Below are 24,953 nucleotides of genomic sequence, written 5' to 3' on the forward strand. Positions count from 1 at the left end.
ATGATCAACCGTTCGATCCGCACAACCGCCGTGTTCACGATGGTCCTCATCATCATCCTCATCGCGAACCTCACCCGGGTCCAGGTGTTCAGCGAGGACGCCTACGCACACAACGCGCTGAACAAACGTCAGTACTACAAGACGCAGTCGATCCCCCGCGGCCAAATTTCTACGGGGGGACTCGTCCTCGCACGTTCAATCGCGGACGAGCAGGGGCACTACCACCGTGAATACGTCACCGACCCCGTCGTCTACGGACCGGTTGAGGGCTACCTATCCGAGATCTACGGGGCAGCGGGCCTTGAACTCGGGTACAACGACATCCTCAACGGCACCGACGCGTCACTGTTCGCCTCCCGCTGGATGGATACTCTGCTCGGCCGGACCCAGTCCGGCGCGAGCCTGGAACTCACCCTGAACCCCGAGGCACAGCAGGCCGCCTACTCAGGTCTCGCGGACCGGGGTTACGAGGGAGCGGTCGTCGCAATCCGTCCGAGTACCGGCGAGATCCTCGCCATGGCGTCCACACCGAGTTTCAACCCTACGGCGCTCGCGGATTCCACCACCGCCGTGTCCGCCTGGAACGAGCTGACCGCCGATCCGGGCGCACCGCTGCTCAATCATGCGACCCAGGACGCACTTCCGCCCGGCTCGACCTTCAAGGTCATCACCGCCGCCGCGGGGCTCTCCGGCGATGTGACACCCGAAACACAGTTCACCGCCGCACCGCAGACCACGCTACCGGGGACCGAAACAACCCTGGAGAACTACGGCGGACAAGCCTGCGGTTCCGGCGAGACCGCGTCACTGGCCACTGCATTCGCCCTCTCCTGTAACACCGCATTCGTCGAACTCGGTGTACAGGTCGGCGCGGATGCACTCCGTGAGCAGGCCAAGAAGTTCGGTGTCACCGACTCCTACGATCTCGGTCTGCCCACGGTTCCCGGCACCGTCGGTTCCCTGCCGGATCCCGCGGCCGTCGGGCAGTCATCCATTGGTCAACGCGACGTGACGATGACGGTGCTCGAGAATGCCGTCGTCGCCGCGACCGTTGCCAATCGCGGAACACGGATGAACCCGTACCTCGTCTCCAGGGTTCTCGGCCCAGATCTCCGAACACTGCGCAGTACCGACGCCCGGGAGCTGAACCGCGCACTCAGCCCCGAAGTCGCCGACCAACTCACGGAGATGATGCGCGCCAGTGAACGCAACACTGCGGGGTACAGTGGCGCCGACATCGCCTCGAAAACGGGAACAGCGGAACACGGCGAGGATTCCCGGAATTCCAATCCACACGCCTGGTACATCGCCTTCGGCCCTTCCGAGAACGCCGATGTCGCCGTCGCCGTACTGGTCAAGAATGGTGGAGATCGCGGACAGGCGGCCACCGGTGGATCCGTGGCCGCACCGATCGGCAGGGCCGTCATCGATGCCGTGCTCCGGTCGGGACGCTAGGAAAGGAAACTGTGACTCCCATGTCCAACACCAGTGACCCCAGACAACCCTCCGGGGACAACCAGGGTGCCGATCGTCTCCAGCGTCTGATCGGCACCGATTACAGGCTGCAGTGGATCATCGGTCACGGTGGCATGTCGACCGTATGGCTGGCCACCGATGTCCGCAACGACCGCGACGTCGCCGTGAAAATCCTGCGTCCCGAATTCTCCGACAACCGTGAGTTCCTGGATCGTTTCCGGAATGAAGCAGCCGCTGCAGAGCGGATCAACTCCACCAATGTCGTGCGCACCTTCGACTACCGTGAAGTCCCCGATCCCGCCGGACACACCTTCTGCTTCATCGTCATGGAGTACGTCCGCGGCGAATCCCTCGCAGATCTCATCGCCAGAAAGGGACACCTCGACGAATCCCTGGCCCTGGACGTTCTGGAGCAGGCCGCCCACGGGCTGTCCGTGATCCACCAGATGCGGCTCGTCCACCGGGACATCAAACCCGGCAACATCCTCATCACCGAGGAAGGCCGGGTTAAGATCACCGACTTCGGTATCGCGAAAGCCGCAGCAGCAGTGCCCCTTACCCGAACCGGGATGGTCGTCGGTACCGCACAGTACGTCTCTCCCGAACAGGCGCAGGGAAAGTCCGTGACCAGTGCATCCGACGTCTATTCCCTCGGCGTCGTCGGCTACGAGATGCTCTCGGGAAGAAGACCCTTCTCCGGAGACTCCTCGGTCTCGGTCGCCATCGCACACATTAACCAGGCACCACCCCAGATATCGGCGTCCGTATCCGCCCAAACCCGGGAACTCATCGGAATCTCGCTACGCAAGGACCCCGGCCGACGATTCGCCGACGGCAACGAGATGGCTCTGGCTGTTCACACGGTGCGGATGGGTGGACGCCCACCACAACCCCGTTCGGCCGCAATGGACCGCAGGGCACCCGCACCCACACCAACGGAATCCACCCGTATTCTCGGACAGGTCACCAACCCGACGACGATCCAACCCGCGGTGGAATCCGGTCCTCCACCCATGCCGGTGCGACCGGTCGTACACCACAACCAGCCGGTGCGGCAGAGCATCCCGGTGCAGCAAACCACACCGGCCCGCGGTGGCGGCGGCGGTATCATCGTCTTTCTCCTGGTGCTGCTCATCGGCGCATTGGCCGCAGTGGTATGGCTTCTCGTCTCCACCGGAATCATCACCATAGAGGGCGTGACCGGCCAGACAACGCCATCCCGCCCGGCAGTCACGCAGTCTCCGGAACCGTCCGTCGTCACCGAGGTGACGACAACCACGGTGCCCGCCCCGGCGCCCGCCCCAGAACCCACACCGGCACCGCAACCACGTGAAACCACATCAGAGATTCCTCCAACATCCCGGGAAACCACCCGGGAAACCACTCCGGCCCCAGTGGTGCCACCGATACCGGACACCGCCACCGACGCTTCCGTCCCGGAAGCCGCTAACGTGGGCGACCGGACCACCGAACGTACCACCCCCATGCGTGGTGTGTCCGCCATAGAGGCACCGACCAGAACAATTACCGACACGGAAAATTCCGGAGAGGAGACCCAGTGAGTGTGCATGTGCTCGGAGAGCGCTATGAACTCGGTGAGGTCATCGGGACCGGCGGCATGTCAGACGTGTACGCGGCGAAGGACACTCTCCTGGGGCGTGAGGTAGCCGTCAAAATGATGCGCGCGGAGCTCGCACGGGACGTCAACTTCCGTGAGAGGTTTCGCCGTGAAGCCCAGAACGCGGGCCGGCTCAATCATCCGTCAATCGTCTCCGTTCTCGACACCGGGGAAACCGAACTGAACGGAATCAAAATTCCGTACATCGTGATGGAGCGTGTCCACGGCCGGACCCTCCGTGAAATCGTGCAGAGCGACGGACCCATGAGCCCCGCAGAAGCCGCACGGACACTGGTTCCCGTCTGCGAGGCACTTCAGTTCTCCCACGACGCCGGTATCGTGCACCGGGATGTCAAACCGGCGAACATCATGATCACGAACACAGGTTCCGTGAAGGTAATGGACTTCGGTATCGCCAGAGCAGTCGATGATGCGACGTCTGCGATGACGCAGACCTCCGCGGTGATCGGAACAGCCCAGTACCTCTCCCCCGAACAGGCCCGAGGAAAATCTGCCGATGCCCGCAGTGATGTCTACGCACTGGGATGTGTCCTCTATGAGACGGTAACCGGGCGCCCGCCGTTCGAGGGAGACTCCCCCTTCGCGGTGGCCTTCAACCACGTCCACGAGGATCCGGAACCGCCCTCCTCCTACATCCCGGACCTCACTCCCACGGCTGCACTGAATGTCGATGCAGTGGTGCTGCTGACGATGGCGAAGCACCCCGCCGACAGATACCAGTCCGCAGCGGAACTCGCCGCGGACTTGACCCGGCTGGGACGCAACGCCGTATCCAACGCCGCGCGGAGCCATATGCGCCCGGCCCAACAGGAGAAACCCGACCGGACCGGAGCAGCGGATGCCACAACGGCATATCCCGGCAACCCCGGATCAGCCATCCCACCAGTGGTACCACCCACCGGGTCCACCCGTGTACCGGAGTACGGGGGACGTCGTCGCCGAAGCGAGGAACCCCAACACACCGAGCCCCGGCGTTCACGCAGTCGCGGTATCTGGGTCGGTGCCGCACTGGGATTGGTGGTGGTCGCCGGAGCAGCCTTCTTCGGTCTCAATACATTGATCGGCGACAACGGACCTGGTGGAGGTTCCCGCAGTGCTGTCGGCATCAACGCCGACGGAACCGTTACGGTTCCCGATGTTTCAGGTAAAACCATGGCCGCTGCACGCACCGGTCTGGAGCAGCTTGATCTCCGGGTCACGGTGACCCGCCAACCTTCACCCGACGTACCCAAGGACATCGCACTGGCTACGAACCCCGGTTCCGGGTCCACCGTACAACCCGGGTCCACCGTGACACTTCTAATTTCCTCGGGAACCGAAGTAACCCGTGTCCCCGATCTCACCGATCTGAATACCGAGGAAGCGGAACGGGCACTGGTGAAAGCTGAGCTGGCTCTCGAACCCGTCGTCCGGGAGGTATCCTCGGACACGGTCCCGGAAGGGAAGGTCGTGGAACAGGAACCACGCGCGAACGAGGAAGTTCCCAAGAAGTCGAAGGTGACGATCACCGTCTCGACGGGTCCGGAACTCGTGGCACTTCCAGATCTCAGTGGGCAACCCGTCGAAGCGGTACGCCAGCAACTGGAGAACATGAAACTCGTGCCGGTCGTGCAATCAGTTCCCTCCGACCTACCCGTCGGCCATGTCACCGCTGTCCTCCGGAGCGGTACCGAAGTCCCCCGTGGTACACCCGTGACCGTCCAAGTTTCCGACGGTTCGATGTTCCGTATTCCTGATCTCACCGGCATGGACGTGAATCAGGCACTCGCTGCCCTCCGGGCCGCTGGCTGGACCTCCCCAGATACATCACTGCTCCAGCAACCCGTGCAGACGGGCGCACTGATCGAATCAGGGCAGATCGCGGGTCAGACCCCGCTGCCCGGTGAATTGACTGGGAAAGATGCGCTGGTGAGTATCAGGGTCAAGCAGTTCGACCTGTTGAAGGTTCTGCGCCCCTGATCTCCCAGTATCACCCCGAGGAACGGTGGTGTCGGTGTCGGGGCTGGTAGATTGTCATCTATGTTCGGCACCCCGTCGACACCGGCTATCTTCCGGTGGCGTGTATCCGGATCCGTGGCCCGGTAGATCGGTGCTCACGACCCGGGGTGTCCGTCGAATACACATCACGCCAATCTGTAGAGGTAACCATGCCGAAGTCAAAGATCAACAAGAGCACCACCCCCATCTCTGGTGGTAGCTCGAACCGTGTCCCGGTGAAAATCAACGCCAGTGGCACCCCCTTGTGGTACAAGATCATCATGTTCGGCCTCATGTTGGCGGGACTCGCGTGGCTTGTGGTGAATTACCTCGCCGGTACCCAGATTCCGCTCATGCTGGAGCTGGGCCCATGGAACTATCTCATTGGCTTTTCACTGTTCATCCTGGGTCTGTTGATGACCATGGGCTGGCGCTGACCGTACCCGCCCTCACACGCCGTATCCCGGCACAGCATCTGGATCGCTGTGCCGGGATACGGCTTTTTCACATCACATACATCCTTCGGAGCACCAATCCCACACAAAGTTATCCACAGGGATGGTGGGTTACACACAGGTAATTTGTGGATAACCTCTTCACACAATGTTGAACAAGTTATCCACAGGCTGTGGATTAAACTGTGGAATAATCTCACTTCACGACTCAGCCACAGAATTCCACACCCTGTGGATAAACCTGTGCACCACTTTTATTGATCGCACATATTTTCGCTTAAAATGGAAAAATTCCAGTACACAGCCTCGAATAGCGTTCAGAGACACGGTGAATTACAAAACTGTCATTATCCACAGTGTGGATAAGTCCTGTGGAATCTCTGCTGCCGGTGAAAAACACACAGAAACCCCCGGCCATGGTGGACAAACAGGCCGGGGGTTATCAACAGATAGTGGATCACGGAGAAGCTGTCACGGGAAACCTGTGGAAAACACCACCACACATGACAGAACGGCTACGATCCCGGATCCGAGGAGCAGACCAACGCCAACCCATCGTCCACTCGGACTCCGAGTACCGAACAGAACGAGGGAAAGCAACACCCCGGTGCCGAGGCCCCCGAGGTGACCCCACAGAGAGACTCCCGGGGTCATCAACGTGTAAACGAGATTCACACCTATCAGCACCAGCGCTGCACTCACCTGAGCATCCTGCCGCGAATACGCAATGGCAACGAAGACTGCCATCAACGCATACACCGCACCGGAGGCCCCCACCGTCGGCGAATCCGGGCTCAACCAGACAACCGTCGCCGAAGCCCCGAGCGCACCGGTAACAAGGATTCCGAGCATCAACGGTGACCCGAACATCGACTCAGTCTCTCTACCGATCAGGTACAGGAGAAATACATTCACCACCATGTGCCCGATCCCCAGATGAAGTAGAGCCGAACCGAGTGCGCGAAGCGGACCAAAGACAGAGTCATCCATCAGCGGGAGATACAATACCCAGGCATCGCCCAGCCCACTGTGGTCAAGATTTCCGGTGAATGAGCGGGACTGCACCGCGGTGACCAGAAACACGAAAACAATCAACCCCACAGTCGAGGCGGTCACGGGTGCCTGCCGGTAGAGATTCCGGATCATCTGTGCGGGTGGAGTGGGACTGGACATGGAAACCTCCGACTATCACGTCACCGGACCAGACGTTCAGACCGGTGACGACGATGAGTTATCTGTGAACATGACAAAAGACCCCGCACCCAACGTTCGCTGAACCACATCACGTTGGCTCTGCGACCCGTAACGGTGTGCGGGGTCTTGTATTTCAGGCATCGGAGCTGTGTCGGGGAACTGACACGCCACGGGCCTCCGGATCAGTCGGTGATCTCGACGCTCTCGATGACGACAGGCTCCGTGGGCCGGTCCATGCGGTCAGTCGCGGTACTTGCAATGGCATCGACAACCTTCTTCGACTCCTCGTCGGTGACCTCACCGAAAATGGTGTGCCGGTTGTTGAGATGCGGAGTCGGTGCAACGGTGATGAAGAACTGGGAACCGTTCGTACCCGGACCCGCGTTCGCCATGGCCAGCAGATAAGGACGGTCAAACGAAAGCTCAGGGTGGAACTCATCGGCGAACTGGTAGCCCGGACCACCACGCCCGGTTCCCGTCGGGTCTCCACCCTGGATCATGAACTGATCGATCACACGGTGGAACACTGAGCCATCGTAGAAGGGACCGGTGGTAGAACCACTTGCATTATTCGCCCGGTATTCACTCGTGCCCTGCGCGAGACCAACAAAGTTTTCGACGGTGTTCGGTGCATGATTTCCGAAGAGATCAATGGTGATGTCACCACGGTTGGTGTGGAGGATCGCGGTCGCGGTCTTGTTTGTCATGTGTCCCATGCTAGTCAACCAGCGACTCCGATGCCGATTCCCACCCATACCAGCATCCGTGATGCCCCCACAGGGGCATAGCAGGTTACGCTGGATACACCACAGCCCGACGAGTACTTCCGGTCGTACGGTGGCGGTTCACCCCCGCCTCCTTCGTCTCCGGTGTACTCGACTGGGTCACTGAACGTCTCAACCAAGGAGAAACACGTGAACCCCACAACCATTCGGATGGCGTACAAACTCGGTCGACAGGCCTTTGGCTCTGCCCGCGATTTCCGTTCCCAGCACAAGGTCAACAGCTATGACGATCTCGTCGCCCGAGCGAACGACTACGCGGATCGCCGCAAGGCGATAAGCCAGGTCCGCGACGAATTCGCCACCAAGGCAGGTTCCCTGACCGAGGAATCCCAGGTACAGGCGGGTGCGCTGCTCCGGGAGGCTCGGCACCGCCTCGAACAGCTCCGTGAGCAGGCCGAGGAAAAAGGCGCTCAGCTCACCGAGGACGTTGAGAAGAAAGGTGGCAGGACAATGAAGAAGGCCCGGAAAGCCGCAGAAAAGGCCCGCAGGAAGGCCGAGAAGAAAGCGGAGCGCACGAACTTCCTGGGTAACCTCTGCACTGGTGGTGGCGGCCGCGGTCGACTCGCGAATCTGACACTCCTCGCGCTCCTGGTTTCCACCGTCGCCGGAATTATCTACTGGTTGCGTGGCCGCGCAGACACACCAGGAACCAACCCACCCAACGTACGGGACCACGCCGCAGGATCCGACACCGCAGTCACCGCGGATCTAGCTGACAAGGCAGATCACCTCGCAGACAGAGCAGCTGATGCCGCCGCTTCCGCCAGGGCGCGAGCGAGCGAGCGTCTCGCGGAAGCCCGGGCGAAGGCCGATGAACTTCTCGGCCGGGGTGACTCCACCGGTGAGGACAGCATCATCGACAAAACCTCTGAGAAGACCAAGGACATCGCTGAGGCTGTGACGGACAAAGCCGAAGACATCGCAGACGACACCAAGGACGCCGTAAATGACGCCGCAGACAAAGCCGAAGACATCGCAGACGACACCAAGGACGCCGTAAAGAATGCGGCCGACGACGTGAAGCGTGCGGCCGACGACAAAAAGTAGGGCCACAAGTAATTTTCCGTGACCGAAGCAAACAGCACCGGATATCTCATAATGGGATATCCGGTGCTGTTTTCATGCCCTAACGATGATGTGTTTCAACGGGCATTTACCCGCCTTAACACTTCGGCTGCGGCATCTGCCAGGACGTCATTGGCGTCATCAAGGGGTGCAAGCCGGATGATGGCCTCTGATAGGGCATCTGCGGCGGAGCGCACATCCTGATGGACGCGAACCCCTCCATATGCGGCTGCGGTCACGGCTGCAGCCCCGGCGAGTAGTGCGTAGTCGCGGACATGGACCCGGTGTATAGCAATCACCTCATCGGCAATGATCAGAAGCTGCTCCGGAGTGATCGGGCGGACGGCGGGTCCGGGGGTCATCGTCCGTGCCGTAGGCGTCGCTCATTTTCCGCGTAACCATTGACGACGGTCCGCGCCAGTTCAGCGACTTCTGCGTCCGCGAGTACGCGGGCGGCCGTCGCGACAATCGCCCGCGTCGCGGCTTCCTGTTTGCTGGTGCCCTGTGCCTGGGCGAGGAGTGTGAGTGCCCGGTCCTGGGCGTCGGTGAGGCGAAGTGTCATGGCCATGATCCGAGACTACGCCTTTGATACCTGATTGATACCAAGGTTCTGCTTTTCTTCGCTCTGTAAGGCACTGAGAGCCCGTTTCCGGATTTCAGCGGGTTAGAATGGTCGAGATCAAGACCTCCATTAACCTGCTAGACGGAAATTAGGTGACCCGTGAGCGACGACAACTCCGGCGGCAACGACGGCAGCGAGCTCCTCTTCGACAGGATCAATCCAATCGACATCGGCGAGGAGATGCAACGCAGTTACATCGACTACGCGATGTCGGTCATCGTCGGCCGTGCACTGCCCGAGGTGCGCGACGGTCTGAAGCCCGTGCACCGACGACTGCTGTACGCGATGTACGACAGCGGCTTCCGCCCCGACCGTTCCTACGTAAAGTCCGCGAAGCCCGTCGCGGAAACCATGGGTAACTACCATCCGCACGGTGACTCCGCGATCTACGACACCCTGGTCCGCATGGCCCAACCCTGGTCGATGCGCTACCCACTCATTGACGGACAGGGTAACTTCGGTTCCCGCGGTAACGACGGTGCCGCCGCCATGCGTTACACCGAGTGCCGCCTGACTCCGTTGGCGATGCAGATGGTGCGGGACATCCGCTCCAACACGGTCGATTTCCAGCCGAACTACGACGGCAAGAACCTTGAACCGGTGATTCTCCCCTCCCGGGTTCCTAACCTCCTGATGAACGGTTCGGGTGGTATCGCCGTCGGTATGGCCACGAACATCCCGCCGCACAATCTCACCGAACTGGGTGACGCGATCTTCTGGATGTTGGAGAACTACGAGGCCGACGAGGCAACGACCCTTGAGGCGTGCATGAGCTTCGTCAAGGGCCCTGATTTCCCCACCGCCGGTCTCATCGTCGGTGACCAGGGCATCAAGGACGCCTACACCACGGGCCGTGGCTCGATCCGCATGCGCGGTGTGACCACGATCGAGGAGGACGGTAACCGGCAGATCATCGTGATCACCGAGTTGCCGTACCAAGTCAACAAGGACAACCTGGTGCTCAACATCGCCGAACAGGCGAACCAGGGCAAGATAGCCGGTATCTCCCGGATCGACGACGAGTCCTCCGACCGTGTCGGTCTACGCATTGTGGTCACCCTGAAGCGGGATGCTGTGCCGCGCGTCGTGCTGAACAATCTGTTCAAGCATTCCCAACTGCAGTCCAGCTTCGGCGTGAACATGCTATCGATTGTCGACGGGGTGCCGCGCACCCTACGCCTGGATCAGATGCTGCGCCACTACATCGCGCATCAGGTCGACGTCATCATCCGCCGCACCCAGTACCTGTTGGATGAGGCTGAAAAAGAGGCCCACATCCTGCGTGGCCTGGTCAAGGCGCTCGATATGCTCGACGAGGTCATCGCTCTGATCCGGGCGTCTGCGACTGTTGACATCGCCCGGAACGGCCTCATTGACCTCCTCGACATCGACGAGATCCAGGCCGATGCGATTCTCGCGATGCAGCTTCGCAGGCTCGCCGCCCTGGAGCGGCAGAAGATCGTCGACCGTCTGGCCGAGATCGAGGAGATCATCGCTGATTACAAGGACATTCTCGCCCGCCCCGAGCGGCAGCGGGAAATCGTCCGCGACGAGCTGGCCGAGATCGTCGAGAAGTACGGCGATGAACGCCGGACCCAGATCATCGGTGCCACCGGTGACGTCACCGAGGAGGATCTGATCGCACGCGAGAACGTCGTGGCTACGATCACCTCCACCGGCTACGCCAAGCGCACGAAGGTCGACGCCTACCGCAACCAGAAACGGGGTGGCAAGGGTGTCCGCGGCGCGGAGCTGAAGAGCGACGACGTCGTGCGGCACTTCTTCGTGTGTTCCACCCACGACTGGATCCTGTTCTTCACGAACTACGGTCGCGTGTACCGGCTCAAGGCCTACGAACTACCCGAGGCCTCCCGGACGGCCCGCGGTCAGCACGTCGCAAACCTTCTGGAGTTCCAGCCCGGTGAGCAAATCGCCCAGGTCATCCAGATCCAAGGCTACGACGACGCCGAATACCTGGTGCTCGCCACGGCACACGGCCGGGTCAAGAAGTCTCGCCTAGCGGACTACGACTCCGTCCGCTCCGGCGGTCTCATCGCCATCAACCTCAACGAGGGTGACTCACTCATCGGTGCCTCGCTGTGCTCCGATGAGGATGATCTCCTGCTCATCTCCGAGGAGGGTCAGGCGATGCGGTTTACCGCTGATGACGAAACCCTGCGCCCAATGGGGCGTGCAACCGCCGGTGTGAAGGGAATGCGGTTCCGTGGCGATGACAAGCTCCTCGCTATGTGCGTCGTCGGTACAGGCGACTATCTACTGGTCGCCACATCCGGGGGTTACGGGAAGCGCACTGCGATGGAGGAATACCCGACAAAAGGACGGGGTGGACTCGGTGTCGCCACCTTCAAGTACACCCCGAAGCGCGGCAAGCTCATCGGTGCCCTATCAGTCGACGACGATGACCAGATCTTCGCCATCACCTCTGCGGGCGGGGTCATCCGTACGGAGGTCGGCCAGATCCGACCGTCCTCGCGGCAGACGATGGGTGTGCGGCTGGTCAACCTAGAGAAGGGTGTTGAACTACTCGCCATCGACCGTAACGTCGAGGGGGAGGGGGAGGAAACCGCTGAGGCTGTCGCCACCGGCGCCGCCAAGGGCCCGGCGTCCTCCACCCTCGATGACTCCGAAACCACGGATATTCCCGGCGTCCGACGCGCCGGAAGCACTAACCTTGACGCCAACGGAGTCCCACTCCACAGGGATCCCGACACCGATGAGAACGGGGACTAGTGATGAACCTTCAGGAAGTAACCGTCACACGGATATCCCCGTTGTCGGCATTCCGGACCGCACTGGCACTATCCCTCGCTGCACTGGCGGCATGGATTCTGTGCGTCACCCTGCTGTACTACGGACTCGATCAGTTCGGTATCTGGGCGAAGTTGAACAGCATCGTGACGGGAGTAGGGGGCAGCGATGTCATCACCTTTGGAACGGTGCTGTCCTTAGCCAGTCTCCTGGGTGCTGTCACCGCTATTGCGGTGACGATCCTCGCGCCACTGACCGCAGTGATCTACAACGGCATGGTCGAACTGTTCGGTGGCATCGTCATCACCCTCAGTGAGGGTGATTACTGATCCGTCTCCACCGTGTGTGGGTACCTTTCCGATACGGTGCCCACACACCCGGAATCAGTTCCGGAACTCACCTCACCAGGGGATTTGCTTTTAACAGTGTCCGCTGGGTAAAGTTCAGTCTCGTTCCAAGGGCCTATAGCTCAGTCGGTTAGAGCGCTTCGCTGATAACGAAGAGGTCACAGGTTCGATTCCTGTTAGGCCCACCATCAGAACTTGGGGCATTAGCTCAATTGGTAGAGCACCTGCTTTGCAAGCAGGAGGTCAGGAGTTCGATTCTCCTATGCTCCACAAGGATAAGAAAGCCGGTTCAGTCATTGACTGAACCGGCTTTCTGCGTTACCGGGGGTACGTCGCCACCACAAGTAGTCGAAAACATCGGAAGTGTGTAACATCTGTGACTGTTGTGACTACAGTTAACTTGTGAAGTTTGGTTGCTGTGGCGGAAGAGTCACAACATCACTGACACGCGCTCTTCATTCGAGATCTCCCGATCTCGAATGAAGAGCGCTCGTGTCATTTTCGGGGCCAACACAGCCCACCCACCCCACGAGGTAAGGTGTAGTCCGTAGAACTGAAGCACACCCACAATAAGCACCAGGGGATGACACACCACCCATGACCGACCTCAAGACCCAACTCACCGGATCTCACCGGGACGCCGTCGTCACGGACATGGCGACGTTCATCGACTCTTCGGTCGCCGATCTCTCCGGCCTCACAGGCATGGCCATCAAAGGCGCCGTCGGAGCGGCACGTAAAGCTGACGCGAACGTGGTTTCCAAGGGTGTCAGTCGACTCCTGCCCGAGCTCTGCGAAGCTCTCGACCCGCATTGGCAGAATTACCGTCAAGGTGGCCCAACCAGCGATTTCGGCACATATCTCGACGCACACCGCGCCGACGTGACGGACTCTATCCTCGCTGTCGCCGACCGCAATGCCGGGAAAATCAACCAGCCAGCGATAAGCAAGGTTTACTCGTCGGTTCGCGGGAAACTTACCGGCATCATCGGCGAGCGCCTCAATGGTCTCGGACGGATCATCGAAAAATACGCCGCCTGATTGACCCCATGAAACCGAACCCCCGCTCCGCCATCGGACCGGGGGTTTGTTCATACCCAGCGGAAGGAAACGGAAGAGGTCACCTCTCCGAATTCCCGGATCAGGGGTATTCAATGTCCGTCCCCTGTCGAGTCATGCATCACATCACAAACCTGTAGCACTCACACACAACCATAAATTGTGATCCGTCTCATACGCTGAGTCCACGTATTTCCCATCCAGGAGGATCACATGGCTCAGCACGTGCACGAACTGGAGCCGGGTATCCGGCGACTGACCACACCTCACCTCGTCTTCATGATCATCGCGGCCAGCGCCCCACTCACCGTTCTCGCCGGAGGTGTGCCCACCAACTTTGCGGTCTCCGGTCTACTGGGTGTCCCCGTGGCCTACCTCGTCCTGGGAATCCTCATCGCCATCTTCGCCTTCGGTTACGGTGCGATGAGCACCCGTATCCAGAACGCGGGAGCCTTCTACGCCTACATCTCCAAGGGCCTCGGAGACAGAGTCGGCGTCGCCTCCTCACTCGTCGCGCTGCTGTGCTACAACCTCATGCAGATCGGTCTCTACGGCCTGTTCGGCTTCGCACTGTCCGGGGCACTCGCATCGGTCACACCGCTGGTACTGCCCTGGTGGACCACCGCACTGCTGGGATGGTTCTGTGTGGGTCTTCTCGGCATTCGACACGTCGAACTCTCCGCCCGTATCCTTACGGTCCTTGTCGCTCTTGAATTCCTCGTCGTCGCCGTGGTCTGTGCTCTCGGGCTGACTCATGCACCGGAGGGAATCAGCACGATCACCCTGCGCCCCGGTGATTTCTTCACCGGTGGGGTCGGCGTTCTCCTCGCGTTCGGGATCGCGGCGTTCATGGGATTTGAGTCGGGAGCCATCTACTCAGAGGAGACCATCGACCCCGATCGGACCGTCTCCCGGGCAACATTCATCGCCGTCGGGATCATCGCCCTCTTCTATGCTTTCTCCGCATGGGCGTTCTCCATGGGCATAGGACCGAGTGGAATCATCGACAGCTCCCGTGAATTCGGGCCTGACCTTATGTTCGTGTGGCTGGAGGACTTCTCCCCGGCATTCTCGTTGTTATCCAGTTTCCTCTTCATCACCAGTCTGTTCGCCGCCCTCATCGCCTTCCACAACGCTGCGGCCCGGTACGCGTTCGCACTAGGGCGAGCCTGGGTTCTCCCCAAGGTTTTCGGGAAGATCTCCCACGACGGAACCCCACACGTCGGGTCCCTCGGACAATCTGTTCTCGCCTTTACCGTCATCGTCATTTTTGCGGGTGCCGATACCATGAATGGCAACACCCCCTTGTTTCCCGTCATTACGTTGTTCACCTGGTTGACCAACACCGCGGCCCTCGGTCTGGTCATTCTGCTTTCTCTCACGTCCTTCGCCATCGCCCGCCATCTCGGACGCGGGGAACAGGTGCTGGGACTCTGGACCCGGTGCATCGCCCCCATCGTCAGCGGTATCGGACTCGCACTGATCGGACTCCTCGTCCTGCTGAACTTCTCACTCATGATCGGTGATGACCAGCCCGCGATGCTCACCTTCATCCTTCCGGGCCTCATCGTGGCCGCGGCCTTTGCTGGTGTAATCCGGCAGAAACAACTCCTGGACACCACCGGTGTGAATCACGTCGAGATCCCCTGACCCGTACCTGACCCGTTCCACATCCACCGACCACCGAAAGGAACCTCCCCATGAACGCATCCGGACACAGAACCGGCACGCCGCCTAAGGTCATCGTCATCGGTGCCGGCTTCGCCGGTCTCGCCGCCGCCCGCGAGCTGGAGACCGCCGGAATCGAGGTGGTCATCCACGAGGCCCGCAACCGCATTGGAGGACGTGCCTGGACGGACACCCGCCTCGGACAACCACTCGAAATGGGGGCCACCTGGGTGCACTGGCACCAGCCCCACGTCTGGTCCGAAATCACCAGGTATGGCGCAGAGATCGTAGCTAGTCCCTTCTGCGACACCGCCTACTGGCGAACAGGTGACACCGTGAAGAAAGGAACGGAGGACGAACTCGATGGCCTTCTCGCCCGGCCGATGGCAAAGATCTTCGAGAACTCACACGAGTTCTTCCCGCAGCCCTATCGCCCCCTCGCGATTCTCGACGCAGGATCTTCAGCCAGCGAGGAGTTGAAGGAGAGATTCCGTCAGGCTGACGCAGCCAGCGTCATGGATGCCTTATGCACGGATGACTTCACCCCGGAGGAACGTGACCTCTGCGACGGATACTGGTCTGCCGGATACATCGGAAACCCCTACGAGGGTTCCGCACTGATGGCGAAGCAATGGGCCGCGCTCTGCGACAATCGACTCTCCCTCGTCGATGAGCAGACCCTCCGTTTCAAACTCGTGGACGGCATGCAGCAGCTCTACAACGGCATCGCCGGAGACCTCAACTGCCCAATCCATCTCAACAGTCCCGTGTCCCGGGTGGAACACACTGATCACAGTGCACGGATCACTCTTGAATCCGGAGCCACCGAGAACGCCGATGCGGTAATCGTGACCGTCCCCGTTGGGGCACTATCCACCATCGAATTCTCACCACCGCTCCGTCCCGACATGTGCCGGGTAATCGAACAGAAATGGAACTCTACCGGAGCAAAAATCTGGATCAAGGTGAAGGGCCACCACAGCATCCTCTGTTACGCCCCCTCGCCAGGCCCGGTGACCGTGATGCGCAGCGAGTACTTCACCGATGATGACGCGACCATTCTCGTCGGGTTCGGTCCCGATCACACAGCCATCGATCTTGAAAATCCCAACTCCGCTCGTCGGATCCTGGAAGTCTGGGACCTGCCCCTCGAGGTCATCGACTGCACCGGGCATGATTGGGTGGCCGACAAGTACAGCGGCCAGGCGTGGGCAACCCTGAGGAAGGGGCAGTTCATCGACGGATGGAGCCACTTCCTCGACACCGCCTCCCGCCTCTACTTCGCGGGGGCTGACTGGGCGAAAGGATGGCGGGGTGTCGTTGTCGACGGCGCGTTGGAATCAGGCATATCCCAGGCCCGCGCGGTGATCAAAGAGTTTCAGGAGAGCCAGAACAGCTAGAATCTCCCGTCCACAGGCCCACACCCGCGCGCAGAACCACGCCATATCGAAGGGATGCGCTGCGATATACGGGGAACCCTCAACGGTTACTCCTGAGTGGCAGTCCTCTGCTGCGCCGGTACATCGAAGGGGAGACCCCGTATCTCGCCTTGAATGCCTTACTCAGGTGTGAGGCATCATGGAAACCCACGCGTGCCCCCAGCATCGCCACGCTGAGGTTCGCGTTGCGCGGTTCGAGCAGTGCGTGCCGGACCTCTTCGAGACGGCGACCCCGGATGTAGGTACCCACCGTCGTGGATTCCGCACGGAATCGAGCATGCAACTGCCGAACGGACACGAAAAGGTTGTCGGCAATCATCGCCGGTGATAGCGCCGGATCGCTCAGGTGATCCTCAATGTAGGTCGTGGCGGCGGTGAACAGTGCGTTCGTCGATGCCGTCGCCGAACCATCCATCTCCTTACCAAGTAAGGAGATCGCCGCCAATGCGCCGGATAATCCAGCGTGCACAATCTCCGTGGCGTAGGAACCATCGATGGCCCCCAGTGCGGAGAGCCGGTCAGCGTATCCCCGTAAACCGGGAATCACCAGCCTGCCCAGGTCCGATTCTCCGGGAAGCACGGTGGCGGTCCGGATCGTCGTGTTCACCCGACTCGACATCAGCAGATCCTGCGGGAAATGCCACATCAGACTCCGTTGATGGGAGGTGTACTCCAACGTGAACGGTCTACTGGTCTCGTAGAAGACGAGATCTCCGGGGCGGGCATCGGCAACTCGTCCGTCCTGCCGAACAATGAGCTGGCCCGAGATCTGCAGGCACAGTTTGCACCAGGGTTCCTGCCGCACGTCAATGTGTGAACTTTCCAGGACGACAGTGTGTGCCGGGGAACGGAGATCCATAATTCCTACTTCCCCAACCTGAATCGCCTGAACCGTCGCCCGGAAATTAGCCGGATCGGATGTTGCGATCTGGAGGGGCGTGAAGGAGTTGTTGGCGATCTCGCACCACTCCGCGTAGGGATACTCCTGCGGCACCGACCTGTCCCGCCATTCCCGCCTTCGTGTCACGGTGACCATCCTGTTCTCCCCTCATATTTGGCGCGGATTTCGTGCAACCATTGGTGGTGACACTTTTTGGCAAAGGAGATCACCCACCTGCCCCACCGGGCGCATTCCGACGCTCTAAACCAATTCATCCGCACTCTGAGACAACACGTTGACAGTGTTATAGCTCACACTATAGTGATAATATGATTTCAACCATAAGGAGAGCGAGCCTATGAGCGCAGCAGATCTGTTGTCCATCATCTCCGTGGAATCGGGTAGCCCCATCCACGATCCCGCCACGGGGGATCTCATCGCCCATGCACCGGTGGGTGACATCAAAACCCTGGACAGCGCAATTGCTGCAGCCCGGAAAGCACAACCGGCATGGGCCGCCCTCAGCGACGACAAGCGGCGTGAACTACTCAACGCAGCGGCTGATGCGGTCGAAAAGCACGCCGAGGAGCTCGCCGTCTTGCTTTCCCGAGAGCAGGGCAAGCCACTCAACGGACCGAATGCTCGTTTCGAGGTCGGCGGATGTGTCGGTTGGCTCCGCACCACCGCCGCTCTTCCCCTCGAGCCCGAGGTGATCGTGGATGACGGCGAGAAGCACGCTGTCATGGAGTACCGTCCCATCGGTGTCGTTGGCGCCATTGGCCCGTGGAACTGGCCCATGATGATCGCTGTCTGGCAGTTCGCCCCCGCCCTCCGGATGGGAAACACCGTCGTCATGAAGCCCTCCGAGAACACACCACTATCGGTTCTCGCACTGGCCCACGTCATCAATACGGTCCTCCCCGAAGATGTTTTCCGCATCGTCACCGGCGACGGAGAAGTTGGTGCTGCACTCAGTGCACATCCTGACATCGACAAGATCATGTTCACCGGATCCACACCCACGGGTAAAGCGATCATGCGCTCGGCGGCCGAAAATCTCGCCCGTCTGACCCTCGAGCTCGGCGGTAACGACGCCGGTATCGTGCTCCCCGACGCAGACCCGGAGAAAATCGCCGAAGGATTGTTCTGGGGTGCATTCATCAACACCGGTCAGACCTGTGCCGCCCTGAAGCGTCTCTATGTCCACGAGGACATCTATGACGCAGTTGTGGAGGAACTTGTGGCCGTCGCAGAGAAGATGCCGATGGGCATCGGGCTCGACGAGAACAACGTTCTCGGCCCGCTGCAGAATCGGGCACAGTACGACATCGTCGCAGGGCTCGTTGAGGCAGCTCGTGAGAGCGGTGCACGTATCGTCCTCGGCGGTGATCCGGACCCAGGACAAGCGGGTAACTTCTACCCCACCACAATCGTCGCTGACATTGCCCCGGACAATGAGCTGGTCACCACTGAGCAGTTTGGTCCCGCACTCCCGGTCATCCGCTATTCCGATGTTAACGAGGCGGTTCGGATGGCGAACGACTCCCCGGTCGGATTAGGTGGCTCGGTGTGGTCCTCCAACCCGGAGGCAGCCCGCGCCGTCGCCCGTCGCATCCAAGCTGGAACCGTGTGGATCAACAATCACGGCGCCATTGACCCACGGGTTCCTTTCGGTGGCATCAAGGAATCCGGTTACGGAATCGAGTTCGGGGTCCAAGGGCTGAAGAGCCTCGGGGTACCGCAGGTCATCATGAGCTGATCCGTTCCACCGACATGCAGGACCGCCCCCGAGAAACTTTCGGGGGCGGTCCTGCATTCGACCTACTGCAACCTAAACGTCGAGGAAACGGACGTCCTTGGCATTACGGGTGATGAAGGAGCGCCTGGCCACGACATCATCCCCCATGAGAATTGAAAACAGTTCGTCGGCAGCCTGAGCATCATCCATGGTCACCTTGCGGAGGGTGCGGACCGACGGGTCCATGGTGGTCTCCCACAGTTCCTTCGCATCCATCTCACCGAGACCCTTGTACCGCTGGATGCCATCGTCCTTGTTGATCTTCTTGCCCGCAGCGAGTCCTTCCTCGAGCTGTTGGTCACGCTGCGCATCGGTGTATGCGAAGGTTGGACCCCCCTTTGACCACTTCAACTTGTACAGCGGCGGCTGGGCGAGGAACACGTAACCGTCCCGGATCAGATCAGGCATGAAACGGAACAGAAGGGTCAGCAGGAGCGTCGAAATATGCTGACCATCAACATCGGCGTCAGCCATGAGCACGATTTTGTGGTACCGAAGCTTGGAGATATCGAACTCATCATGAATACCGGTTCCGAGCGCCGTGATGATCGCCTGAACCTCATTATTCTTCAGGACCTTGTCGAGGCGGGCTTTCTCCACATTGAGGATCTTTCCACGGAGCGGAAGAATAGCCTGGAACATCGACTCCCGGCCGCTCTTCGCAGAACCACCTGCGGAGTCACCCTCCACGATGTAGAGCTCGGATTTACGTGGGTCCTTGGAGCGACAGTCAGCGAGCTTTCCGGGAAGCCCACCCATGTCAGAACTGGACTTCCGACGCACCAATTCCCGAGCCTTGCGCGCAGCGAGCCGCGCATGGGAGGAAGACACAGCTTTGTTGACGATCGCTTTTGCTTCGGCGGGATTCGCCTCCAACCAGTGCATGACATTCTCATTGACCATGCGCTGAACGAAACCCTTGACTTCGGTATTACCGAGTTTCGTCTTCGTTTGTCCCTCAAACTGCGGATCCGCAACTCGAACGGAGACGACGGCCGCCAATCCTTCACGACAATCCTCGCCGGCGAGGTTCGGCTCCTTGTCCTTGAGCAACTTGTGTTCCCGCGCATAACGATTGAGCAGCGTGGTCAATGCCGCGCGGAAACCTTCCTCATGGGAACCGCCCTCGAAGGTGTTGATGGTATTCGCGAACGTGTGGACATTCTGCTGGTACCCACTGTTCCACTGCATCGCAATCTCGACCTCATGATCCTCTGCCTTCGCCTCGAAAGCGACGATGGTCGGGTGGATCGGAGTTTTCGATTTGTTCAGCGCATTGACGTAATCCTTCAACCCGTCAGGGTAGTGGTAGGTCCGGGTCTTGACCTTCTTCTTCACCGTCCTGCCGGCGGCTCTGGCTTCAGCCGCCTCTGCGGCTTCGGCCGCCTCCGCGGCGATCTCCGCTTCATCGAAGGAATCCCCGGTCAGTGGTTCAGCTTCATCAACACCCTTCTCCGCGATCTCGTCGAGTTCAGCCTGCTCCTCGGTAACACGCTGATCGGTGAGGGTGATGGTGAGACCCTTGTTCAGAAACGCCATCTCCTGCAGGCGGCGGGCGATCGTCTCGAACTTGAACTCAGTGGTCTCGAAGATGTCCGCGTCCGGCCAGAATCGGACCGTGGTACCGGTTCCGCGGGCACGACCGCCCTGCTGGAGTTCCTCGGGAACGGCCTGGTTGAAGTTCTGGAACCAGTGGTGACCCTCACGCTTGATGTCGGCCTCGACGCGGGTGGACAAAGCGTTGACGACAGAGATACCGACACCATGCAGACCACCGGAAACAGCATAGGACTCAGAGTCGAATTTGCCTCCGGCATGCAACTGCGTCATGACGACCTGCACTGTTGGCATACCGCTGGGGTGCATCTCGACCGGAATACCACGACCGTTATCAACGACCTGGACACCACCGTCAGCGAGAAGTGTGACGTCGACACGGGTGGCGTACCCCGCCATTGCTTCATCGACGGAGTTGTCGACAACCTCCCAGACGAGGTGATGCAGTCCGCGTTCACCGGTGGAACCGATGTACATGCCGGGCCGCTTACGGACGGCTTCCAGACCCTCAAGGATCGTGATAGATGAAGCGTCGTAGTGGTGTTCGGTTGCTGCCACGGTGTCTGCCACGGTGTCCTTGGCTCCTTGCTGAAGTTGTATCTGGACCTTTTTATCCTACACGGTCATGGGTACCTACCGAACACGCTCTTGCGTGCGTCAGAAGGCCTCACACCCCGTTAAAAACGGAAATACCCAGTTCGTTTCCCAGCACTCCAGACACCACACAGAGTCATCCATAGGTATCCCTGGGGCCTCTCCCCTTCACATGGAGCGGTCCCTTCCGCCAACTCGGTTGAGAAGGACCGAAAATCTTCAGCTCCGACACCACATCAGGCCCAACTTTCTCAGCTATGACCTGCAGGATCCTTCGTTGCATCAGACGCAGGTTAGTTGCCCATGCTGTTGAGTCACAGGTGATGAACAACTGTTTATCCTTCAGCATCTGCACCTCACTGTGTTGAGCGATCCGATCCCCGACGAGTAGATTCCAGTTCGCCTTCACCCATCCTCCGGCCATTGAGCGCCCCCACCCCCGCCGCCGAATCTCACCGCCGAGGACTGATCCCACTGATTCCGTTGTTTCCAGCCGACGCAGCGCCCGTCCATCCGGTCCGGATGGACGACCGACCTTATGGACGGGGACGGATGAAATCTCAGTACCACGGAGGTCCCGGTTCCTACCGGACCCGCGTCCTCCGCTCGGGAGCCGTGATCCCCGCCTTCGTGCGACAGCACGTATGTGTTGGTAAGCAGCCGCAACGGAATCAGCCCGCTCCTCCGGGGTTGTCATGACTGTTCCCCTTGGTACGTCTCATCCCCGGTCCCTGCCGAGTCACCGGAAACCTGATCGAGGACCGAATACCTGCCGGAGCCATCCGTAACCATTGTGACCCGGTGAATCCGTGCTCCGGTGACATCAAGATTCTCGGGAAGATCATCATCGACAGCTGCGGTGATGAGAACCTGTTCTGCGGTCATGGCTATCTTCACCAGTGCCTTCCTCCGTGCAGCGTCAAGCTCCGCGAACACATCATCGAGTATCAGCACCGGATCAGTACCGTCATTTCGGAGCAGAGAGAACACTCCGAGCCGGAGTGCCAGGGCATAGGACCAGGTTTCCCCGTGACTAGCAAAGCCCCTCGCAGGTTCCTCTCCGAGCATGAGTTCCAGATCATCACGGTGTGGCCCCACGAGAGACATTCCCCGCTCTATCTCTCTGCTGCGGTTACGAGCCAGATCAGCGAGCATTGCCGCCTCCAGGACACTCGGATCCGTGCATCCGGAAGGCGCCGTTACGACACTATTACGGTAGTTGAGGCTCGGTAACCTCGATTCCGGTGCAATAATCCGATATGCCGTCACCACATGGTCAGACAGTTCCTCGACCAGAGAAATTCGGGCCGCCGTGAGTTGCCCGCCGTATAACGCAAGTTGCCCGTCCCAGGTGTCGAGTGTGCTCAGGGCAGCCGCTCCTTCATCACTGCCGTAGCCGCGACGCAGTGTCCCGGAGGTGGAACGAAGAAGCGCATTTCGTTGCCTGAGCACCTTGTCGTAATCCGCTCTGATTCCCGCAATCCGCGGATAACGCGTCGCCAGAATGTTGTCGAGATAGCGCCGCCGCTCGGCCGGCTCCCCCCTGACGAGTGCGATGTCCTCCGGTGCGAAAAGCACGGTCTTGACCACACCCAACAAGCCCCTGGGTGAGTCGAGTCTGGTGCGGTTCAGTTGTGCGAGATTACTACCCCGAGGCTTGATCAGCAGATGAGCTACAAGTTCTCTACCGTCGTTGACTGCCACCGCTGAGATCCGGGCATCCCGACTTCCGGATCTCACGAGCGGTGCATCATTGGAGACCCGGTGCGAAACAAGGTGAGCCAGATAACCGACAGCTTCAACGATATTAGTTTTACCGTGTCCGTTACTACCGACAAGAACCGTCACACCCGGACGCAGATCCAGTGAAAGTGAGCGCCACGAACGGAAATCCCGCAACGTCAGGGAACGGATGTGCACGCTTCGCCTCTCAGCCTCTCAAACGAATCACCTGACCAGCCTGCAATGGGCCCGGTTGAACTAGCCCGGAAGCCGAACCGGCATCAGGAGGTAGGTGAAGTCAGTTTCAGGTGTGGTGAAGGTTCCGTCCTCGTCGGCTTCCGGTAGTTCCGGGGGTTCCGGAATGAGGATCGCGGGCCGCGACGGATCCGTGAAACCGAAGACCACGCGTTCCGTACGCACGACCGAGAGGCCATCTTTAAGGTAACTGGCATTGAAGGCGGTCAGCAACGGTTCCCCGGTAAACGCACACTGGACGATCTCCTCTGCGTGCCCTGCGTCGGAACCGCCGGCGGAGAGAATGACCTGCCCCTCAGAGAATTCCATTCTGATCTGCGCGTTTCTGTCCGCTACCAGCGCGACACGACGAATGGCATCAATGAGTGAAGCTATCTCAACGCTCGCGAGAGCTTTGTGGGTTTTCGGGAGAAGTGGACGGAAGTTCGGGAACTGCGCATCCAGAAGTCTGGTGGTGGTGAGACGTGCGTCGGCGTGAACGCCGAATAAGCCCTCACTTCCGATCTCGGTACCCGAACCAACCGCAATTTCGATGTCTCCGTCAGAGCCATCCAGAGTCCGGGCATTCTCGAGGAGTGTTTTCGCCGGGATCAAGAGTTTTGCCGTTGCATCGGCATCCTTCGCGTTCCATCCAAGTGTGCGCACAGCCATCCGGAAGCGATCTGTTGCGACGAGCAACAGTTCGGGACCATTGATTTCCATGTGAACACCCGTCAGCATCGGAAGCGTGTCATCCCTGCCTGCTGCAGTGGCCACCTGGGTCACGGCCTCTGTGAACAGTTTCGGATTAATCGTTCCGGTCGTCTCCGGCAGAGACGGCAGACGAGGGTAATCATCAAGGGGGATGCTCGGCAGCTCAAAACGAGATGAACCGCACCTGACCTGGACAATCGATCCGCTGAGCTCGATTTCAACGGGTTTATTGGGCAGGGTCGACGTGATATCAGCGATCAGCTTTCCGGCAACAGCTACCCGACCCGGATCAGAGACCTCCGCGGGGATCCGTACCTGAGTTGAAACCTCGTAGTCGTATCCGGCGAGTTCAAGGCCGTCATCGTCAGCGGTGATGAGCATTCCGCGAAGAACAGGTTGGGTGGGTTTGCTCGGAAGGCTCCGTGCGACCCAGGAAACGGCTCCGGCCAGGTCATCCTTGGAAACCCTGAATGACACCGATTGTGACTCCATGCTTCGTGAAGCTCCTCAAGACGTGGTCGAACACTGCACCGCGGCACACGAACGTGAACCGGTGATTCACCGGGACGATGTTCACTACTGCCGGAGCGTTGTCACCGACCAGGTTCGACCGGGCTGGGACACCGCCTCATGTGATTACAAACCAACGTACCCGGCGAGCGGTCGAGGTGAAACCTGGAATCACAAACTCAGGTGATCCCAGGGCGTTGTGTCATTTCGGTGGGAAGCTCCGAAGCGCTGTTTACTCACACACCCTCTTTCTTCTTTAGATCTACCAAGGGAAAAGATGGAAGTAACAGTAAGTCCTGTGCAATCTGTGGATACGGGTCAATCAGCCGTGGTCATTTCGGCGAGTCGTGCTGTGGGTCCGGCTGTGGGATGGCTGTGGATAACTTTGGCTGGCTGTGGATAAAATCGTGGACTTGGTTTTCATCCACAGCTCATCCCCTATCAGGGGC

Annotated in this window: 20 protein-coding genes and 2 tRNA genes; 13 read left to right on the forward strand and 9 right to left on the reverse strand. The window is 59.9% G+C overall.

Features of this window, described 5'->3' with window-relative positions:
• Positions 1-3: 3 nt before the first annotated feature.
• The 4 genes from QWU43_RS09450 (at position 4) to crgA (ending at position 5,529) form a co-directional block, all read left to right on the forward strand.
• Entirely contained in the window at positions 4-1,455 is a 1,452-nt protein-coding gene (locus QWU43_RS09450) for a peptidoglycan D,D-transpeptidase FtsI family protein (RefSeq protein ID WP_370914921.1), read from the forward strand.
• Between the two features lie 20 nt (positions 1,456-1,475).
• On the forward strand, positions 1,476-3,038 hold the full coding sequence (locus tag QWU43_RS09455; protein WP_370914811.1) for a protein kinase: 1,563 nt from the start codon (positions 1,476-1,478) through the stop codon (positions 3,036-3,038).
• A 2-nt stretch (positions 3,039-3,040) separates the two neighbouring features.
• On the forward strand, positions 3,041-5,074 hold the full coding sequence (gene pknB / locus QWU43_RS09460) for a Stk1 family PASTA domain-containing Ser/Thr kinase (protein ID WP_370914922.1): 2,034 nt from the start codon (positions 3,041-3,043) through the stop codon (positions 5,072-5,074).
• Between the two features lie 188 nt (positions 5,075-5,262).
• Positions 5,263-5,529 carry a cell division protein CrgA gene (gene crgA / locus QWU43_RS09465; RefSeq protein WP_370914812.1) on the forward strand — a complete coding sequence of 89 codons (267 nt, stop codon included), beginning with the start codon at positions 5,263-5,265 and terminating at the stop codon, positions 5,527-5,529.
• 489 nt (positions 5,530-6,018) lie between these two features.
• Here the strand turns inward: crgA and QWU43_RS09470 are convergent, their stop codons facing one another.
• Complete coding sequence (locus tag QWU43_RS09470; RefSeq protein ID WP_370914813.1) at positions 6,019-6,720, reverse strand: rhomboid family intramembrane serine protease; 702 nt, start codon at positions 6,718-6,720, stop codon at positions 6,019-6,021.
• Between the two features lie 203 nt (positions 6,721-6,923).
• Complete coding sequence (locus QWU43_RS09475; protein ID WP_370914814.1) at positions 6,924-7,448, reverse strand: peptidylprolyl isomerase; 525 nt, start codon at positions 7,446-7,448, stop codon at positions 6,924-6,926.
• Positions 7,449-7,655: 207 nt separating this feature from the next.
• Between QWU43_RS09475 and QWU43_RS09480 the strand changes: the two genes are divergently transcribed.
• Complete coding sequence (locus QWU43_RS09480) at positions 7,656-8,573, forward strand: hypothetical protein (RefSeq protein ID WP_370917720.1); 918 nt, start codon at positions 7,656-7,658, stop codon at positions 8,571-8,573.
• Between the two features lie 95 nt (positions 8,574-8,668).
• Here QWU43_RS09480 and QWU43_RS09485 read toward each other — a convergent pair whose 3' ends face one another.
• Together QWU43_RS09485 and QWU43_RS09490 are read right to left on the reverse strand one after the other, a co-directional pair.
• Positions 8,669-8,953, reverse strand: coding sequence for a TetR family transcriptional regulator (locus QWU43_RS09485; RefSeq protein ID WP_370914816.1), 285 nt, complete (start codon positions 8,951-8,953; stop codon positions 8,669-8,671).
• Positions 8,950-9,159, reverse strand: coding sequence for a CopG family transcriptional regulator (locus QWU43_RS09490; protein ID WP_370914817.1), 210 nt, complete (start codon positions 9,157-9,159; stop codon positions 8,950-8,952). The genes QWU43_RS09485 and QWU43_RS09490 overlap by 4 nt, the downstream gene beginning before the upstream one ends.
• Positions 9,160-9,312: 153 nt before the next feature.
• On the opposite strand from QWU43_RS09490, the gene gyrA reads away from it, so the two are divergent.
• From gyrA to QWU43_RS09525, 7 genes are all read left to right on the forward strand, one after another.
• Positions 9,313-11,964, forward strand: coding sequence for a DNA gyrase subunit A (gene gyrA / locus QWU43_RS09495; RefSeq protein WP_370917721.1), 2,652 nt, complete (start codon positions 9,313-9,315; stop codon positions 11,962-11,964).
• 2 nt (positions 11,965-11,966) lie between these two features.
• Positions 11,967-12,311, forward strand: a complete 345-nt coding sequence (locus QWU43_RS09500) for a DUF3566 domain-containing protein (protein WP_370914819.1) — start codon at positions 11,967-11,969, stop codon at positions 12,309-12,311.
• A gap of 129 nt (positions 12,312-12,440) precedes the next feature.
• Positions 12,441-12,517, forward strand: a tRNA-Ile gene (locus QWU43_RS09505).
• A 9-nt stretch (positions 12,518-12,526) separates the two neighbouring features.
• Positions 12,527-12,599: transfer RNA gene (locus QWU43_RS09510), tRNA-Ala, on the forward strand.
• Positions 12,600-12,926: 327 nt separating this feature from the next.
• Positions 12,927-13,370 carry a hypothetical protein gene (locus tag QWU43_RS09515; RefSeq protein WP_370914820.1) on the forward strand — a complete coding sequence of 148 codons (444 nt, stop codon included), beginning with the start codon at positions 12,927-12,929 and terminating at the stop codon, positions 13,368-13,370.
• A 231-nt stretch (positions 13,371-13,601) separates the two neighbouring features.
• Positions 13,602-15,038, forward strand: coding sequence for an APC family permease (locus QWU43_RS09520; protein WP_370917722.1), 1,437 nt, complete (start codon positions 13,602-13,604; stop codon positions 15,036-15,038).
• A gap of 50 nt (positions 15,039-15,088) precedes the next feature.
• Entirely contained in the window at positions 15,089-16,456 is a 1,368-nt protein-coding gene (locus QWU43_RS09525; RefSeq protein ID WP_370917723.1) for an NAD(P)/FAD-dependent oxidoreductase, read from the forward strand.
• Positions 16,457-16,535: 79 nt separating this feature from the next.
• Here QWU43_RS09525 and QWU43_RS09530 read toward each other — a convergent pair whose 3' ends face one another.
• Positions 16,536-17,531 (reverse strand): helix-turn-helix domain-containing protein, encoded by a 996-nt coding sequence (locus QWU43_RS09530; protein ID WP_370917724.1) that lies wholly within the window; start codon positions 17,529-17,531, stop codon positions 16,536-16,538.
• Positions 17,532-17,733: 202 nt separating this feature from the next.
• Between QWU43_RS09530 and QWU43_RS09535 the strand changes: the two genes are divergently transcribed.
• Positions 17,734-19,134 (forward strand): aldehyde dehydrogenase family protein, encoded by a 1,401-nt coding sequence (locus tag QWU43_RS09535; RefSeq protein ID WP_370914824.1) that lies wholly within the window; start codon positions 17,734-17,736, stop codon positions 19,132-19,134.
• 72 nt (positions 19,135-19,206) lie between these two features.
• Here QWU43_RS09535 and gyrB read toward each other — a convergent pair whose 3' ends face one another.
• From gyrB to dnaN, 4 genes are all read right to left on the reverse strand, one after another.
• Positions 19,207-21,288, reverse strand: a complete 2,082-nt coding sequence (gene gyrB, locus QWU43_RS09540; RefSeq protein WP_370914923.1) for a DNA topoisomerase (ATP-hydrolyzing) subunit B — start codon at positions 21,286-21,288, stop codon at positions 19,207-19,209.
• A 172-nt stretch (positions 21,289-21,460) separates the two neighbouring features.
• Positions 21,461-22,021 (reverse strand): DciA family protein, encoded by a 561-nt coding sequence (locus tag QWU43_RS09545; RefSeq protein ID WP_370917725.1) that lies wholly within the window; start codon positions 22,019-22,021, stop codon positions 21,461-21,463.
• Entirely contained in the window at positions 22,018-23,244 is a 1,227-nt protein-coding gene (gene recF, locus QWU43_RS09550; protein ID WP_370917726.1) for a DNA replication/repair protein RecF, read from the reverse strand. The genes QWU43_RS09545 and recF overlap by 4 nt, the downstream gene beginning before the upstream one ends.
• Positions 23,245-23,304: 60 nt before the next feature.
• Positions 23,305-24,486, reverse strand: a complete 1,182-nt coding sequence (gene dnaN / locus QWU43_RS09555) for a DNA polymerase III subunit beta (RefSeq protein ID WP_370914827.1) — start codon at positions 24,484-24,486, stop codon at positions 23,305-23,307.
• Positions 24,487-24,953: the final 467 nt, after the last annotated feature.

This window comes from Corynebacterium sp. CCM 9204, assembly GCF_041357695.1.
Lineage (GTDB): Bacteria > Actinomycetota > Actinomycetes > Mycobacteriales > Mycobacteriaceae > Corynebacterium.